The following is a 15,364-nucleotide window of genomic DNA, read 5'->3' as shown; positions in this document are numbered from 1 at the left end:
GCGGCGCGTCGTCGTCGGAGCCCGCGGCTTCGCGGACACGGCTGCCGCTGCGCAGGAGCCTCTTCGCCCGGCTGCTGACCGTGTCGGCGCTGGTGGCGGCGTGTTCGGTCGCCGCCACGGCCTGGATCGCCGTCCAGACGACGTCCGGCGCGATCCTTCAGGAGCAGGGGCAGAACCTCACGGCCGATGCCCGGATCTACCACAGCCTGCTCGGTTACGCTGCGGCCCATCCCACCTGGGACGGCGTCGGGAAGACGGTACGCGATCTGGCCGACCAGTCCGGCCGCCGGATCGCGCTGACCACCCAACAGCGCGCGCCGCTCGCCGACTCGGCCGCGCCGGAGGCGGCCGCCGCGCTGCCGGACCAGGCGTCGGCGATCGTGGACCCGCTGTCGGTGGACACCGCGCTGGCGGCCGAGGAAGCGGGCCCGTCCGGCACCCCGGCGGACCGGGTCGATCCCCGTGCGGTCGGGCCGTTCCGGCTGCCGGCCGCGGAACGTACGGCGCTGCGGCAGATCGCGGACCGGGGCGTGGCCTGCCTCAGCGAGTCCGGGATCGCCTCGGACGTCGTCCGGACCGAGAGCGGGCGCCCGGTGATCCAGGTGGTGGGCAACGCCCCCGACCGGCTCCAGGGAACCCGGTGCGCCACCGACGCCCTCGACACCCCGACGGCCACGGAGCGGAAGGCTCTGAAGGCCCTCAACCAGCTGGCCGACGCCTGTCTGAAGCGTCAGGGCCGCACCGGTGTGGATCTCAAGCTCGATCTGTCCTGGGGGCAGAGCGCGGAACCCGTGCCCACGGCCGTACCCACCATGCCGCCGACCGAGGCTCCCCGCACCGCGCCCGGCATCCCGCCGCAGGCCGCGGCGCGCGCGCCGGCCGAGACGCCGGGCACCATGCCGAGCGCCGCCCCCGCCCCGGCCGTCAGCACCAGCGAGGACGACCGGGCCATCGCCTCCTGCGTGGGCACGGCCCGCCGTGAACAGCTCAGCTCGTACGTCGCCTCGCCCGCCCTGCTGTTCATCAGCGACACCGGCGGCGCCACCGTCCCCGGTTTTGACCTCTCCCCGGCGAACACCGCCAGGATCGCCGGGGCGGCCGCGCTCGTCCTGGCCCTCACCGTCGGCGCGTCGGTACTCGTCGGCGCCCGGCTCGTCCGCCCGCTGCGCGCCCTGACGGGGGCCGCCCAGCGGATGCGGGACGGGGAGGACACGGCGCCGGTCCTGGTCACGGCGGACAACGAGATCGGGCGGCTCGCCGCCACGTTCAACGACATGTCCGCCCACCGCGCACGGCTGGAGGCCCAGCGCAAGGCCATGGTCAGCGATGTCGCCCATGAACTGCGCACCCCGCTCAGCAACATCCGCGGCTGGCTCGAAGCCGCGCAGGACGGTGTGGCCGATCCGGATCCGGCGTTCATCGCGTCCCTGCACGAGGAGGCCGTGCAGCTGCAGCACATCATCGACGACCTCCAGGACCTGGCCCAGGCCGACGCGGGTGCGCTGCGGCTGCATGCCGGACCGGTACGGATCGAGGAACTGCTGGGCCAGGTCGCCGCCGCCCACCAGGCCCGTGCCGAGACGGCCGGGGTGACGCTGCTGGTGCCGCCCTCGCCACCGGATCGTCCGGTGCCGGGGCTGACGGCCGACCCGGTACGGCTCCGCCAGGCCATCGGCAATCTGGTGTCGAACGCCGTCCGCCACACCCCGTCCGGCGGGACGGTGACCCTGCGCGCGTACGGCTCCGCGGCCGGGGACGCGGTCCTCGTGGACGTCGCGGACACGGGCATCGGTATCCCGGCCGCCGACCTCGTCCACGTCTTCGACCGCTTCTGGCGCGCGGAGAAGTCCCGCAGCCGTCGCACGGGAGGCAGCGGCCTCGGGCTGGCGATCGTACGGAAGCTCGCGGAGGCGCACGACGGCTCGGCCTCGGCGGTGAGCGTGCCGGGCGAGGGCTCGGTGTTCACCCTGCGCCTTCCGGCCGACCGTCCCGGCCCCGACGACGACGCCACGGACGGCGCCACGGACGGCGCCGCGGACGGTCGGCCGGAAGGTTCCGGGCAGCCCTGATGCGATGACCACAGCGCTCTGACAGCTTCTTCATAACTTCGCGCCAGCCTGTCGGCACGCCTCGCGCCGCGGTGCGCCCCCGCACCGCGCGATCCGTCGAGGCCGACCTGGAACGGAGCCATGTCCATGCCCCTGCGTACGTCTCTGCGTACCGCCGTCCTCACCGCTGTCGCGGTCGGCGCGGTCTGCGTACCCGCCACCTCGGCGTTCGCCGACTCCTCGCCCGTACCCACGGCCACGCCCTCGGCCGCTCCCGCTTCGCCGGGTACCGAGCCCTCCTCCGCCGCCACCCGGGCGCCCTCAGTCGCCGCCCCGTCCGAGGCGCCGCGCGGTGGCGTGGCCGCGGGCGACAGCCCGAGGCGCACGGCCTCCCCGTCGGCCGTGCCGACACAGGCCCCGTCGGCCGCACCTCGGGGCGGTGTCGCCGCCGGTGAGGAACCGGCCGGTGCGTCGGGGAACAACATCGCCACCGTCATGGGTTCGGCCGTGGCCGCCCTGCTGGTGGGCGGCGCCGGAACGGTCGTTCTGCGCCGCCGTCGCAACAACTGACCCACCCGCGCCGAACAGCACGCAGTGGCGCCGTCCCGCACCGGGGCGGCGCCACTGCCGTCGTCGCCCGATCGTCTCAGGAGCCCGCCCCCATGTCCCGTACAACCCAGCCCCTCCGGCACCGCCCCACCGCGCTGCTGCCGGTGTACGCCTGCCTCGCCGTGACCGCGTTGACCGCGCTGACCGGCTGTTCCGACGCCTCACCGCCGAAGTCTCCTGCCGCCGTGGCACAGAAGCCCACCACCGTCGTCAGCCCTGATGCCGAAGCCGGGGCCGAGAGCCCGGCGAAGGCCGCCGCCCAGGCGCCCGTCCATGTCTCGATCCCCTCGCTCGGGGTGGACAGCGACATCATGCGCCTCGGTCTCCACACCGACGGAACGGTCGAAGTCCCGCCCGCCGAGAAGGGGATGACGGTCGGTTGGTACACCGGCGGCCCGGTGCCCGGCGAGCCGGGTCCCGCCGTCCTGATCGGCCACAACGACACCCGCTTCGGCCGGGCCGTCTTCCACGACCTCAAGAAGATCACCAAGGGCGCGGACATCACCGTCCGGGACGAGAAGGGGACCGAGGTCCACTTCGAGGTCACCGGGCGCGAGACGGCGAGCAAGACGGCGTTCCCGACCGCGCGCGTCTACGGGCCCACCAAAGACCGCGCGCTGCGGCTCATCACATGTGACGGCGCGTTCGACGCCCAGGGGCATCCCGTGGACAACCTGATCGTGTACGCGATGAGGAAGTGACGGGCATCCGGCAGGCCGTGCGGTCGCTTCCGGCCGGCCCCCCTTCCTGTTCCCGGCTCGCCGCCCGTACCCCCTCGGGCGACCATGGAGGGGGACCGGCCGGGGCGAGGCGCGGGAGGTAGCTGTGGCACGCGACCACACCACTGACGTACTGATCGCCGGCGCCGGTCCGGTCGGGCTGAGTGCCGCCGCCGAGCTCCGCCGCCGCGGGGTGTCGTGCCGCGTCGTCGAGCGGTTGCCGGCCCGGCTCCCGTACGCCAAGGCCGTCGGCATCCAGCCCCGCACCCTGGAGATCTGGGACCGCATGGGCCTGGTGCGCACCGTGCTGGAGGCGGCCGTCCCGATGCGCGGCCAGCTGATCCACGTCAACGGGAGCGAGGTGGCCCGGATCGATCTCGCGCTGCCGCCCGAGGTGCCGTACGGCTTCGCCGCGCTTCCGCAGTACGAGACCGAGCGCATTCTTGAGGAGTACGTGGCGGGCCTGGACGTCCGCGTCGAGCGCGGGACCGAGCTGCTGTCGTTCACGCAGGACTCGGACGGGGTCACGGCGCACCTGCGCACCGGATCCGGGGCCACCGAGGAGGTCCGCGCCCGTTTCCTGATCGGCTGCGACGGCGCGCACAGCACCGTGCGCAAGGGGCTGGGGCTCTCGTACGAGGGTGGGGCCTTCGCCGAGGAGTACATGCTGGCCGACGTCGTGGCCGACTGGGACCTGCCGTACGGGTACGGAGTGCGCGCGAGCCACACCGGCGACGACGGCTCCACCGACGACCTGCTGGTCTGCATCCCGCTCCCGGGCGACGGCCGCTACCGGATGTCGATGCTGGTGCCGCCCGGGCTCTCCGCCGGGGCGGCGGACGGGGCCGAGGTGGCGCACGGGCTGGAAGGGGCGCGTGTGCCGGAGCTCTCGGACATCCAGGCCGTCGTCGACCGTCTGGCCCCCAGGCCGGCCACCTTGTCCGGCATGCGCTGGGCCTCCGTCTTCCGCATCAGTCACCGGATCGTCGACCGCTACGGCGAGGGCCGGGTCTTCGTCGCGGGCGACGCCGCCCACATCCATCCGCCCACCGGGGCACAGGGCATGAACACCGGCATCCAGGACGCCTGCAACCTGGCCTGGAAGCTCGCCCTCGTCGTCCAGGGGGAAGCCGGTCCCGCGCTGCTCACCAGCTATGACGCGGAACGGCGCCCGGTCGGCGAGGAGGTGGTCGGCCGCACCGTCCGGCACGCCACGCGGGGCATCGAGAACGACGCGGACGACGTGGAGACGCTGATGCTCCGCGAGGCCCAGCTGCTCGTCGGATACCGGGACGGGCCCCTTGCCGGCGCCCCGTACGGGCCGGACGACGCACCCCAGCCCGGTGACCGGGCCCCGGACTGCGCGGGGCTGACCGCGCAGGTCGCCGCCTACCCGCTGCGGCTGCTCGACGTGCTGCGCGGTCGCACGGGGCACGTCCTGGTTCTGTACGCGGCCGAGGCAGCCGACCTCGCCGAGGCAGCCGGACCGGCGGCGGAGCACGGTCTGGAGATCGTCCGGGTACTGGCCTGCGACGCCGGGGCACCGGAGGTCACCGCCTGCTACCGCGACTCCGCCGGGGAGTTCTCCAGGCTCTACCGCCCCGACGGCCCGACCGGCTTCCTCGTCCGCCCGGACGGCCAGCTCGGTGCCCGCTTCCCGCTCCCCGGCATCGTGCAGGCCGTGTCGGACCATTTCGCGGCCCTGTCCGCTCCGGCCGGAGGACTGTCCCGCGGCTGACGCGGGGCGTCGTGATCCACCCGGCCGGCGTACGTGCAGGATCTTCCCGCTGTACCCCTTCTGTTGGCCCTGCCCGGCTACTGTCCACTCGCCCGGCACAGGAGAGGTACGTCATGAGCACCCCGGTCCACCGCACCCCGACTCGGCAGTCCGTGGCCGCGCTGCCTCCGGCCCGGCAGGGCCGGGACAGGATCCGGGGCGGGACTCCGTCCTCCGTCCCGCAGGATCGTCCTCTGCTGGAGATCCAGTCCAGCCTCGGCAACCGGGCCGCGGTCGCGGCGGTGCAGCGCGCCAGGGACACCGCGCAGGGGAAGGAGCCGGAGAACGGCAGCCCCTCCACGGGACCGAAGAGTTATCGCGACCGCATCGCCGCGGTCCTCGACAAGGTCAAGAAGAACCTTGAGTTCATCGACACCTTCGTCAAGGGCGTCCACGTCCCGGCCAACGCGGGGTTCTCGCAGCAGGCCTCCGCCACGGCCGACGAGGCACTCAAGCACTCCGCCGGCTCCTCGGGGACCGCCGCCGCGTCGGAGAACCTCGTCACGGAGACCGCCGGCGCCGTACTCAGTGGCATGGAGGCGGCCAAGGCCAGGAAGGACGCCGTGAAGCACAAGAACGGGGCGGCCTTTCACACAGCGGACAAGAAGGCCAACACCAAGACGGCCGACGCGGTCATCAGCGCCGCCGGCGCCGGAAACTACGCCCTCGGCATCGCCAAGGAACTGACCAAGGCCCAGAAGGCGCTGCACGCCGCGTCGGCGGCCGAGGCGAGCGGCATCGGATCCAGTGTGGTCGGCGCGGTGAAAGGCGCCCGCGCCGCAGGCCGGTTCGGACTCACGGCCCGCAAGTACCGGGCCCTCAAGGAGCTCGGCAGGCCCGACCGCACCGACGAGGGGGCACTGGCCCGGCTGAACCAGGCACGGCAGGAAGCCGAAGGGGCCGCGGACGAGGCATACGTGGCGCTGGATGCGCACTGGGACCACGAATCCCCCGACCGGCTGGAGCAGGTTTCCCGGGCCATCGACGCGGCCTGGGCGGCCACGGCTGCCGCGCGTGACGCCGCCGGAGACGTCCGGCGCGCCGAGGAGGCGAACACGCTGAACACGGTGCACACGTACGCGCTCGGCAAACAGCGCAACAAGATGGGCAAGCAGGCACTCACCGCCGTGGGCGAGTCCACCAAGGCCGCGGGCGGCATCGTGACGGCGGTCGCCGCCACGGCGGGCGGAGCCGCGCTGGCGAGCAACCCGGTCGGCTGGGGCCTCGCCGCAGGCGCGGCCGGACTCATCCTCGGCGTCACCGCCTACAAGGCCGGCCGCGCCGGCATGAAGCGTTACGAAGGGGCCCGCCACCCGGAACGCTGGGCGGGGGACGCGGCCCCGGCGGAGCCCGCCACCCGCGAGGACGCGCTGAAGGAGGCCCTGAAGTTCTGGAAGAAGGTGGAGAACGGCGAGCGTCAGGCCATGGCGCGGAAGATCTACGGACTGGCGGCGGGCTCGGACATCGCGGGGAGCGGCGACACGTCGGCCGACATGCGCGACTCGGCCAGGGCCCTGCTCATCGCGCTGAAATCGGGCCCCGCCAAGCACCGGGCGACTGCGGACGAGTGGGCGGACTCCCTCAACGACCCGGCGAAGAGTGCCGCGTGGATCAAGGAAATAGCGGAACAGCTGTCCTCGGCCTGACCGGGAACCCACCGCGGGCGGAGCGTCTCGCGGGCGGCGGACGTCATCGGGGCCGGCCGCACGGCCTGACCCAGGTAACGCAAGAAGACCCCTGGTTAACAGGGGTCTTCTGCTGGTGTCCGAGGGGGGACTTGAACCCCCACGCCCGATAAAGGGCACTAGCACCTCAAGCTAGCGCGTCTGCCATTCCGCCACCCGGACCAGGTGGTCGGCCCCGGTTTCCCGCGGCGACAAAGAAAACAATACCAGGGGTTTGGGGTCGCTCTCACCTGCATATCCGGTGGTCATCGCCCTGGTCGGCGCGGTGCGCGAGCCTCGGCGGGCCGTGGTGGGTCCCGGGTGCCGCCGCGCGCGTACGGTCCGTCGCCGGAGGCGTACGCGCAGTGCGTCCGGAGGGTCGGCGGCAGCCTCCACCGGCCCGTGGACGTTCCGGGCTACGTTCGCGGGCATGAGTGATCGCGGTTACCGGCCACCCCGCGCGCTGTCGCCCCTGCGCGAGCATCTGCGTGAGACCTTCTGGTTCGCACCGACACTTACGCTGATCTGCGCGGTCCTGCTCTGGTTCGTCGCCTCGGCCGTCGACGAACAGATCGTCGCGTACCTCCGGCGCGCGCAGGCCTACGACTCGATCGAGGATCTGGTCTCGATCGCCCAGGACACACAGCAGATCGTCGTCACGATCAGCTCGGCGATGATGACCTTCATCGGTGTGGTCTTCAGCATCTCCCTGGTGGCCGTGCAGATGGCGAGCGGCCAGCTCACGCCCCGGGTGGTGCGGATCTTCGTACGGAGCAGGATCAGCAAGCTCACGCTGTCGGTCTTCCTGGCGACGTTCGTGTTCTCGCTGCTGGTCCTGAGCTCCTACGAGAGCACGGCCGATCCGCGCCAGGTCACGACCGTGCCCTTTCTCCAGAGCGTCCTCACCGCCCTGCTGGTCGGTCTCAGCCTGCTGCTCTTCATCGCGTACGTGAGTTCCACGCTGCGTTTGATGCAGATCGGTCCCGTTGTCGACCGGATCGCCCGCGACTCGTTCCGGGTGCTGAGGCGGATGCCGGCCGGACAGCCTCAGGAGGACAGCCTGCCGGCCGAGACCGGTCAGATCGTGCACCGGGGGCGCCCCGGGGTACTGCGGGACGTGAACGTGGCACGGCTGGTGCGGGTCGCCCGGCAGCAGGGCGTCGTGCTGCGGCTGATCCCCCGGGTCGGGGACTTCGTCGTGCCGGGCACACCGGTGCTGGCGGTGCACGGCGGGTCCGCACCGCCGCGGCAGGCCCTGCGGTACGCGGTGTGGGTCGGTGTCGAGCGGACGCTCCACCAGGATCTGGCGTTCGGGCTGCGGCAGCTGTCCGACATCGCGCTGCGGGCCCTGTCGTCGGCGGTGAACGATCCGACCACCGCGGTGCAGTGTCTGGACCGCATCGTGCAGTTCCTCGCCGCCGTGGCGAGGATCCCCCTCGGTGTCGTCCACCACCGGGACCGCACGGGGGCGGTGCGGCTAGTGCAGGATGTGCCGGGATGGGTGGACCTCGTGGATCTCGGGTTCGAGGAGATCCGGCGGTGCGCGACGGGCAGCCCGCAGGTGACCCGGCGGCTGCTGGCCGGGATCGACGATCTGGTGCTGCTGGCCGGGCCGGAGCGGCAGGGCCCGCTGATCCGGCACCGTGCGCTGCTGGTGCAGGCGGTGGAGCGCACGATGCCGGACGCGGCGGAGCGGGAGTTCGCGCTGCTGCCCGACCGGCAGGGCATCGGGTGAGCGGACGCGCCGCGGTTACGGCATGAGGTGGTGGTCCGGGAAGTTGCCCGGCAGGCGGTCGTCCGCCGGGCCGTCGGTCACCGCCCTGACCAGGAGCTCGCCGCCGACGAACGCCCCGCTCCACGAGGCCCCGAAGCCGCCGAAGAGCTCCTCGCGGTCGCCCCGGGAACGGGGTTTTCCGTGGCCGACCTTGAAGGCGCGGATCTGGGGCGCCAGCCTGGCGTACGTCGCCGGGTCATCGGTCGAGAGGGTGGCGACCAGCGCTCCGTTGGACGCGTTCATCGCGGCCAGCAGTTCCGCCTCCGTGTCCACCAGGACGATCGTGTCGACCGGGCCGAAGGGTTCCGCGTGGTGCAGCGGGGAGGACGGAGGCGGGTTGAGGAGCGTGACCGGGTGGAGGTACGCGGAGGTGTCCTGGCCGGGGAGGAAGTGGCCCTGCCCCGCAGACGCGTCGGCACGGTGCAGCGGGATCGCGCCGCGGTCGACCGCCTCGGCCACCTGGTCGGCCAGTTCCTTGGCCTTGGCCGCGTTGATCAGGGGCCCGAAGTCCAGGGCCGGCAGCGGGTCGGCCTGGTCCGCCACGGCGAGCGGATGGCCCACGCGCAGCGAACGGACCGCCGGCAGATAGGCCCGCAGGAACGCGTCGAACGCGCTCCGCTGCACGACAAAGCGGGGGTAGGCGGTGCAGCGCTGCTTCCCGTAGTCGAAGAGCCTCGGGATCACCTCGGTGAGCGCGTCCCAGTCCGTGTGGTTCCAGATGCCCCAGGTGTTGAGTCCCTCCTGTTCGAGGATGTGGCGCTTGCCGAGGTCGGCCACGGCGGTGGCGATACGGGCGCCGGTGTCGCGGCCGCCGACGAAGGAGACGCAGCCGATCTCCGGTGAGCGGACCAGGGCCTCGGAGAGTTCACCTCCGCTGCCGCTGACGAGGGTGAGGGGCACGCCCTCGCGGGCGGCGAGCGCGCAGGCCAGGGTCAGGCAGGCCACGCCGCCGTCGGTGGGGGTCTTCGCGATCACGGCGTTGCCGGCCAGTGCCTGGACGAGCATCGCGTGGACCAGCACGGACATGGGGTAGTTCCAGCTGGCGATGTTGGAGACGGGACCGGGGAGCGGGGCGCGGTCGACGAGCATCCGGTCGATGTGGTCGAAGTACCAGCGCACTCCGTCGATGGCCCGGTCCACGTCCGCCCGGGCGAGCCGCCAGGGTTTGCCGATCTCCCAGACGAGGAGGAGGGCGAGCAGGTCACGGTGCTCGGTCAGGGCGTCGAGGGTGGCTGCCACGCGGGCGCCGCGCTCGGGGAGCGGGAGGTGGCGCCAGGCGCGGTGCTGGTCGAGGGCGGCGCGGACCGCGCGGACTGCGGTGGGGGCGTCGAGCCGGGGCGGGGCGGCGATGGGGGTGCCGTCCACGGGGGTGGTGGCGGGGAGCACGCGGCCGTCGCACTGCCAGGTGGAGGCCCAGAGGTTCAGGACCCGGTCGTCCTGGAAGGCCTCGGGGGCGGCGGTGAGGCAGCGGGTCCAGGCGTCCTGCCAGGCGGTGCCGCGTTTGAGGGTGAGTCGGGGGGTGCCGGGGTCGGGTGTGCTGCTGGGTGCCATGGGTTCTCCGCTCTCGGTGCACGGTCGGGGCGGGGGGATGGTGAGGGCGGTCCTTCAGGCCCCTCCGGCGGCCGGGGGGCGGGGGTGCGGGGGCGGTGTCCCCGCAAGGAGGCGGGACCGTGTCAGGGCTGCCGTCTCCGTGGGGGTGGCTCCGACCGCCACGCCCGCCGCCTCCAGCGCCTTCTTCTTCGCCTCGGCCGTGCCCGAGGAGCCGGAGACGATCGCACCCGCGTGGCCCATGGTCCTGCCCTCGGGCGCCGTGAAACCGGCGATGTAGCCGATCACGGGTTTGGTGATGTGCCGGGCGATGTGGGCCGCGGCCCGTTCCTCCGCGTCGCCGCCTATCTCGCCGATGAGGACGATCAGTTCGGTATCGGGGTCCTGCTCGAAGGCGGTGAGGCAGTCGATGTGCGAGGTGCCGATGACCGGGTCACCGCCGATGCCTACCGCCGAGGAGAAGCCGATGTCGCGGAGCTCGTGCATCAGCTGGTAGGTGAGCGTGCCCGATTTGGAGACCAGGCCGATGCGGCCGGGGGCCGGGGCGATGTCGGGCGGGATGATGCCCGCGTTGGACTGGCCCGGGCTGATCACGCCGGGGCAGTTGGGGCCGATGACGCGGGTGGAGCCGGCCCTGGCGTGGGCGTGGAAAGCGACCGCGTCGTGGACCGGGATGCCTTCGGTGATGACGACGGCGAGGGTGATGCCCGCGTCGACCGCCTCGATGACGGCCGCCTTGGCGGAGGGCGGCGGCACGAAGACGACCGTGACGTCCGCGCCGGTGGCCGTCATGCCCTCCTCGACCGTACCGAAGACCGGGACCGGGATGCCGTCGAAGTCCACGGTCCGGCCCGCCTTGCGCGGGTTGACGCCACCGACGACGCGGGTGCCGGCGGCGAGCATGCGGCGGGTGTGTCTCATGCCCTCGGCGCCCGTCATGCCCTGGACGAGGACCTTGCTCTCCTTGGTGAGGAAGATGGCCATGTCCGCACTCCTTATGCTGCGTCGGCGAGTCGGGCGGCGCGGCGCGCGGCGCCGTCCATGGTGGGGGCCTGCTGGACCAGCGGGTGGGCACGGGCGTCGAGGATCGCGCGGCCGTGCGCGGCGTTGTTTCCGTCGAGGCGGACGACGAGCGGTTTGGTCAGCCGTACGGTCTCCAGCGCCCGGACGATGCCGTCGGCCACCGCGTCGCAGGCGGTGATGCCTCCGAACACGTTGACCAGGACCGCCTTCACGCCGGGGTCGGCGAGGATGACGGAGAGGCCGTCGGCCATGACCTGGGCGGAGGCACCGCCGCCGATGTCGAGGAAGTTGGCGGGGCGTGCGCCGCAGCCGGCGACGACGTCGAGGGTGGACATGACGAGACCGGCACCGTTGCCGATGATGCCCACCTCGCCGTCGAGCTTGACGTAGTTGAGCCCCTTCGCTGCCGCCTCGGCCTCCAGCGGGTCACTCTGCGGGTCGTCGGCGGACTCCCCCCAACGGGACTGGCGGAAGCGGGCGTTGTCGTCCAGCGTCACCTTGCCGTCCAGAGCCAGGATCTCGCCGGCGGTGGTCCGCACGAGGGGGTTCACCTCGACCAGGAGGGCGTCCTCCCGGGTGAGCACCTGCCACAGCCGGATCAGCACGGGGACTGCTTCCGGTGGCAGACCGGCAGCCTCGGTGATCTCGCGCGCCTTGTCCCGCGTCACACCTTCGGCCGGGTCGACCGGTATGCGGGCCACCGCTTCCGGGCGGGTGGCGGCCACCTCCTCGATCTCCATGCCGCCCTCGGCGGAGGCTATGGCGAGGAAGGTGCCGGACGCCCGGTCCAGTACGTAGCTCACGTAGAACTCGGTCTCGATGTCGACCGGTTCGGCGATCATCACCGTGCGGACCACATGGCCCTTGATGTCCATGCCGAGGATCCGGCGCGCCGTGAGGGCCGCGGCCGACGGGTCCGCCGCCCTCTTCACTCCGCCCGCCTTACCGCGGCCTCCGGTCTTGACCTGTGCCTTGACGACGACGCGTCCGCCGAGCCGCCGGGCCGCCCGCTGCGCCGCCGCCGCGCTGTCGACGACCTCGGCGCGCGGAACCGCTATGCCGTGTTCTGCGAAGAGTTGCCGTGCCTGGTGCTCGTAGAGATCCATAGCCACTCCCGATCGTGCCGATTGTGAAAGTGCCGCACGCCCCCTGGACACCACCCACCGGATGCGGGATAACAAGTTTCATACAGTATTCGTCGACTGTATGCAATGTACTGCGGGAGCACTGGAGCGGCTCCCGTACTCCCCTACGAAGGGACAGGGATCTTCATGCCCGAGGACAGCCAGGACCTCATTTCCGGTGGGCACTTGGTCGCGAAGGCGTTGAAGGCCGAGGGGGTGGAGCGCATCTACACTCTCTGCGGCGGTCACATCATCGACATCTACGACGGCTGCGTCGACGAGGGCATCGAGGTCGTCGACGTACGTCACGAGCAGGTCGCCGCCCACGCCGCCGACGGCTACGCCCGGATCACCGGCAAGCCCGGGTGCGCCGTCGTCACCGCGGGGCCGGGGACGACCGACGCGGTGACCGGCGTCGCGAACGCCTTCCGTGCCGAGTCCCCCATGCTGCTGATCGGTGGTCAGGGAGCCCACAGCCAGCACAAGATGGGCTCGCTCCAGGATCTGCCGCACGTCGAGATGATGGCGCCGATCTCGAAGTTCGCCGCCTGTGTGCCGGACACCGCACGCGCCGCCGACATGGTGTCGATGGCGTTCCGTGAGTGCTACCACGGGGCCCCCGGCCCGTCCTTTCTGGAGATTCCGCGCGATGTCCTGGACGCCAAGGTGCCGGTGTCGAAGGCCCGGGTGCCCGAGGCCGGGCAGTACCGGGCCTCGACCCGCTCGCCCGGTGACCCCGCGGCCGTCGAGCGGCTCGCCGACCTCCTCGTGCACGCCGAGAAGCCGGCGATCCTGCTGGGCAGTCAGGTGTGGACCACCCGGGCGACGGACCCCGCGATCGAGCTCGTACGGACCCTGAACGTCCCGGCGTACATGAACGGCGCGGGCCGCGGCACCCTGCCGCCCGGGGACCCGCACCACTTCCAGCTGTCCCGCCGCTACGCGTTCTCCAACGCCGACCTCATCATCATCGTGGGGACGCCGTTCGACTTCCGGATGGGGTACGGGAAGCGGCTCTCCCCCGATGCCACCGTCGTGCAGATCGATCTCGACTACCGCACGGTCGGCAAGAACCGGGACATCGACCTCGGGATCGTCGGTGACGCGGGCCTGGTCCTCAAGGCGGTCACGGAGGCCGCGAGCGGGCGGCTCAACGGGGGCGCGGTCAAGCGCAAGGCCTGGCTGGAGGAGCTGCGGACCGCCGAACAGACCGCGATCGAGAAGCGGCTGCCGAGTCTGCGGTCGGACGCCTCGCCGATCCACCCGTACCGGCTCGTCAGCGAGATCAACGAGTTCCTCACCGAGGACTCGATCTACATCGGGGACGGCGGCGACATCGTGACCTTCTCCGGTCAGGTCGTGCAGCCGAAGTCCCCCGGGCACTGGATGGACCCGGGCCCGCTCGGCACGCTCGGTGTCGGCGTGCCGTTCGTACTGGCCGCCAAGCAGGCCCGGCCCGACAAGGAGGTCGTGGCGCTCTTCGGTGACGGCGCGTTCTCCCTGACCGGCTGGGACTTCGAGACGCTGGTGCGCTACGACCTCCCGTTCGTCGGCATCGTCGGCAACAACTCCTCGATGAACCAGATCCGTTACGGCCAGAAGGCCAAGTACGGCGACGCGCGCGAGCGGGTCGGCAACACCCTCGGCGACGTCCACTACGACAAGTTCGCCCAGATGCTCGGGGGTTACGGCGAAGAGGTCCGCGACCCCGCCGAGATCGCGCCGGCGCTCCGGCGGGCCCGCGAGTCCGGGCTGCCGTCCCTGATCAACGTCTGGATCGACCCGGACGCGTACGCCCCCGGAACCATGAACCAGACCATGTACAAGTAGCAGAGGAGCCGTTGGCATGACCAAAGCTCTTGAGGGCGTGCGCGTCCTCGACATGACGCACGTACAGTCCGGTCCCTCCGCCACCCAGCTGCTCGGCTGGCTCGGTGCGGACGTGGTGAAGCTGGAGGCGCCGAGCGGTGACATCACCCGCAAGCAGCTGCGCGACCTGCCCGATGTCGACTCCCTCTACTTCACGATGCTCAACTGCAACAAGCGGAGCATCACGCTGAACACCAAGAGCGAGCGCGGCAAGGAGATCCTCACCGAACTCATCCGCCGCAGCGATGTGATGGTGGAGAACTTCGGACCGGGAGCCGTCGACCGGATGGGGTTCACCTGGGAGCGGATCCAGGAGATCAACCCGCGGATCGTGTACGCCTCCATCAAGGGGTTCGGCGAGGGCCCGTACACCAACTTCAAGGCGTACGAGGTGGTCGCCCAGGCCATGGGCGGCTCGATGTCCACCACCGGCTTCGAGGACGGCCCGCCGCTGGCAACAGGCGCGCAGATCGGCGACTCCGGCACCGGTGTCCACGCGGTCGCCGGCATCCTCGCCGCCCTGTTCCAGCGCGAGAACACCGGGCGCGGGCAGCGCGTCAACGTCGCCATGCAGCACGCCGTGCTCAACCTGTGCAGGGTCAAGCTGCGCGACCAACAGCGGCTCGCGCAGGGCCCGTTGACTGAGTACCCGAACGAGGACTTCGGCGACGAGGTGCCACGCAGCGGCAACGCCAGCGGTGGCGGACAGCCGGGCTGGGCGGTGAAATGCGCACCCGGCGGCCCCAACGACTACGTGTACGTGATCGTGCAGCCCGTCGGCTGGCAGCCGCTCGCCTCGCTGATCGGGCGCCCCGAGCTGGTGGACGACCCCGAGTGGGCCACGCCCGAGGCCCGGCTGCCCAAGCTCGGCAAGATGTTCCAGCTCATCGAGGAGTGGTCGTCCACGCTTCCCAAGTGGGAGGTCCTGGAGCAGCTCAACGGGCACAACATCCCGTGCGGCCCGATCCTGTCCACCAAGGAGATCGTGGAGGACGAGTCACTGGCCGCCAACGAGATGGTCGTCCGCGTCGAGCACCCCGAGCGCGGCACCTTCACCACCGTCGGCAGTCCGCTGAAGCTCTCCGACTCCCCCGTGGACGTGGTGACGTCGCCGCTGCTCGGCCAGCACAACGAAGAGGTGTACATCGGCGAACTGGGCCTCGGTGACGAGGAACTGCGGCTGCTGAAGACGAGCGGAGTCATCTGAGC

11 protein-coding genes and 1 tRNA gene are annotated in these 15,364 nt (G+C 71.8%); 8 read left to right on the top strand and 4 right to left on the bottom strand.

The features are described 5' to 3' along the window. Nucleotides 1-41: 41 nt before the first annotated feature. The 5 genes from ACGFZA_RS11390 (at nucleotide 42) to ACGFZA_RS11370 (ending at nucleotide 6,799) form a co-directional block, all read left to right on the top strand. The gene (locus ACGFZA_RS11390) at nucleotides 42-2,069 is read left to right on the top strand and encodes a sensor histidine kinase (RefSeq protein WP_393678901.1); all 2,028 of its coding nucleotides are present in this window, start codon (nucleotides 42-44) and stop codon (nucleotides 2,067-2,069) included. 126 nt (nucleotides 2,070-2,195) lie between these two features. Then, complete coding sequence (locus ACGFZA_RS11385; protein WP_393678900.1) at nucleotides 2,196-2,618, top strand: LPXTG cell wall anchor domain-containing protein; 423 nt, start codon at nucleotides 2,196-2,198, stop codon at nucleotides 2,616-2,618. A 92-nt stretch (nucleotides 2,619-2,710) separates the two neighbouring features. After that, nucleotides 2,711-3,358 (top strand): class F sortase, encoded by a 648-nt coding sequence (locus ACGFZA_RS11380; protein WP_393678730.1) that lies wholly within the window; start codon nucleotides 2,711-2,713, stop codon nucleotides 3,356-3,358. Between the two features lie 124 nt (nucleotides 3,359-3,482). After that, on the top strand, nucleotides 3,483-5,114 hold the full coding sequence (locus ACGFZA_RS11375) for an FAD-dependent monooxygenase (protein WP_393678729.1): 1,632 nt from the start codon (nucleotides 3,483-3,485) through the stop codon (nucleotides 5,112-5,114). Between the two features lie 113 nt (nucleotides 5,115-5,227). Next, nucleotides 5,228-6,799 (top strand): hypothetical protein, encoded by a 1,572-nt coding sequence (locus tag ACGFZA_RS11370; protein WP_393678728.1) that lies wholly within the window; start codon nucleotides 5,228-5,230, stop codon nucleotides 6,797-6,799. A gap of 113 nt (nucleotides 6,800-6,912) precedes the next feature. On the opposite strand, the gene ACGFZA_RS11365 is transcribed toward ACGFZA_RS11370, so the two are convergent. Beyond that, a tRNA-Leu gene (locus tag ACGFZA_RS11365) sits at nucleotides 6,913-7,000 on the bottom strand. Nucleotides 7,001-7,247: 247 nt separating this feature from the next. Between ACGFZA_RS11365 and ACGFZA_RS11360 the strand changes: the two genes are divergently transcribed. After that, nucleotides 7,248-8,552, top strand: coding sequence for a DUF2254 domain-containing protein (locus tag ACGFZA_RS11360; protein ID WP_393678727.1), 1,305 nt, complete (start codon nucleotides 7,248-7,250; stop codon nucleotides 8,550-8,552). A 15-nt stretch (nucleotides 8,553-8,567) separates the two neighbouring features. On the opposite strand, the gene ACGFZA_RS11355 is transcribed toward ACGFZA_RS11360, so the two are convergent. Genes ACGFZA_RS11355 through sucC form a run of 3 tightly spaced genes read right to left on the bottom strand, consistent with a single transcriptional unit; the run spans nucleotide 8,568 to nucleotide 12,268 of the window. Next, on the bottom strand, nucleotides 8,568-10,142 hold the full coding sequence (locus ACGFZA_RS11355) for an aldehyde dehydrogenase family protein (RefSeq protein ID WP_393678726.1): 1,575 nt from the start codon (nucleotides 10,140-10,142) through the stop codon (nucleotides 8,568-8,570). A gap of 54 nt (nucleotides 10,143-10,196) precedes the next feature. Continuing rightward, the gene (gene sucD / locus ACGFZA_RS11350) at nucleotides 10,197-11,123 is read right to left on the bottom strand and encodes a succinate--CoA ligase subunit alpha (protein WP_393678725.1); all 927 of its coding nucleotides are present in this window, start codon (nucleotides 11,121-11,123) and stop codon (nucleotides 10,197-10,199) included. A gap of 11 nt (nucleotides 11,124-11,134) precedes the next feature. After that, nucleotides 11,135-12,268 carry an ADP-forming succinate--CoA ligase subunit beta gene (gene sucC, locus ACGFZA_RS11345; RefSeq protein WP_385280038.1) on the bottom strand — a complete coding sequence of 378 codons (1,134 nt, stop codon included), beginning with the start codon at nucleotides 12,266-12,268 and terminating at the stop codon, nucleotides 11,135-11,137. Nucleotides 12,269-12,433: 165 nt separating this feature from the next. On the opposite strand from sucC, the gene ACGFZA_RS11340 reads away from it, so the two are divergent. Together ACGFZA_RS11340 and frc are read left to right on the top strand one after the other, a co-directional pair. After that, the gene (locus ACGFZA_RS11340) at nucleotides 12,434-14,116 is read left to right on the top strand and encodes a thiamine pyrophosphate-binding protein (RefSeq protein WP_385280035.1); all 1,683 of its coding nucleotides are present in this window, start codon (nucleotides 12,434-12,436) and stop codon (nucleotides 14,114-14,116) included. 16 nt (nucleotides 14,117-14,132) lie between these two features. Beyond that, the gene (gene frc / locus ACGFZA_RS11335; RefSeq protein WP_385280033.1) at nucleotides 14,133-15,362 is read left to right on the top strand and encodes a formyl-CoA transferase; all 1,230 of its coding nucleotides are present in this window, start codon (nucleotides 14,133-14,135) and stop codon (nucleotides 15,360-15,362) included. Nucleotides 15,363-15,364: the final 2 nt, after the last annotated feature.

Origin of the sequence: Streptomyces sp. NPDC048211, assembly GCF_043202315.1 — a bacterium.
Classification (GTDB): Bacteria; Actinomycetota; Actinomycetes; order Streptomycetales; family Streptomycetaceae; genus Streptomyces.
Note: the sequence above shows the minus strand (reverse complement) of the source record. Positions and strands in the feature narration are given on the sequence as shown.

Bases quoted from the DNA above. Each gene is read 5' to 3' on its own strand.
- ACGFZA_RS11340 (WP_385280035.1), top strand. From the start codon at position 12,434: ATGCCCGAGGACAGCCAGGACCTCATTTCCGGTGGGCACTTGGTCGCG.
- ACGFZA_RS11385 (WP_393678900.1), top strand. From the start codon at position 2,196: ATGCCCCTGCGTACGTCTCTGCGTACCGCCGTCCTCACCGCTGTCGCG.
- sucD (WP_393678725.1), bottom strand. From the start codon at position 11,123: ATGGCCATCTTCCTCACCAAGGAGAGCAAGGTCCTCGTCCAGGGCATG.
- frc (WP_385280033.1), top strand. From the start codon at position 14,133: ATGACCAAAGCTCTTGAGGGCGTGCGCGTCCTCGACATGACGCACGTA.
- ACGFZA_RS11370 (WP_393678728.1), top strand. From the start codon at position 5,228: ATGAGCACCCCGGTCCACCGCACCCCGACTCGGCAGTCCGTGGCCGCG.
- ACGFZA_RS11380 (WP_393678730.1), top strand. From the start codon at position 2,711: ATGTCCCGTACAACCCAGCCCCTCCGGCACCGCCCCACCGCGCTGCTG.
- sucC (WP_385280038.1), bottom strand. From the start codon at position 12,268: ATGGATCTCTACGAGCACCAGGCACGGCAACTCTTCGCAGAACACGGC.
- ACGFZA_RS11360 (WP_393678727.1), top strand. From the start codon at position 7,248: ATGAGTGATCGCGGTTACCGGCCACCCCGCGCGCTGTCGCCCCTGCGC.
- ACGFZA_RS11355 (WP_393678726.1), bottom strand. From the start codon at position 10,142: ATGGCACCCAGCAGCACACCCGACCCCGGCACCCCCCGACTCACCCTC.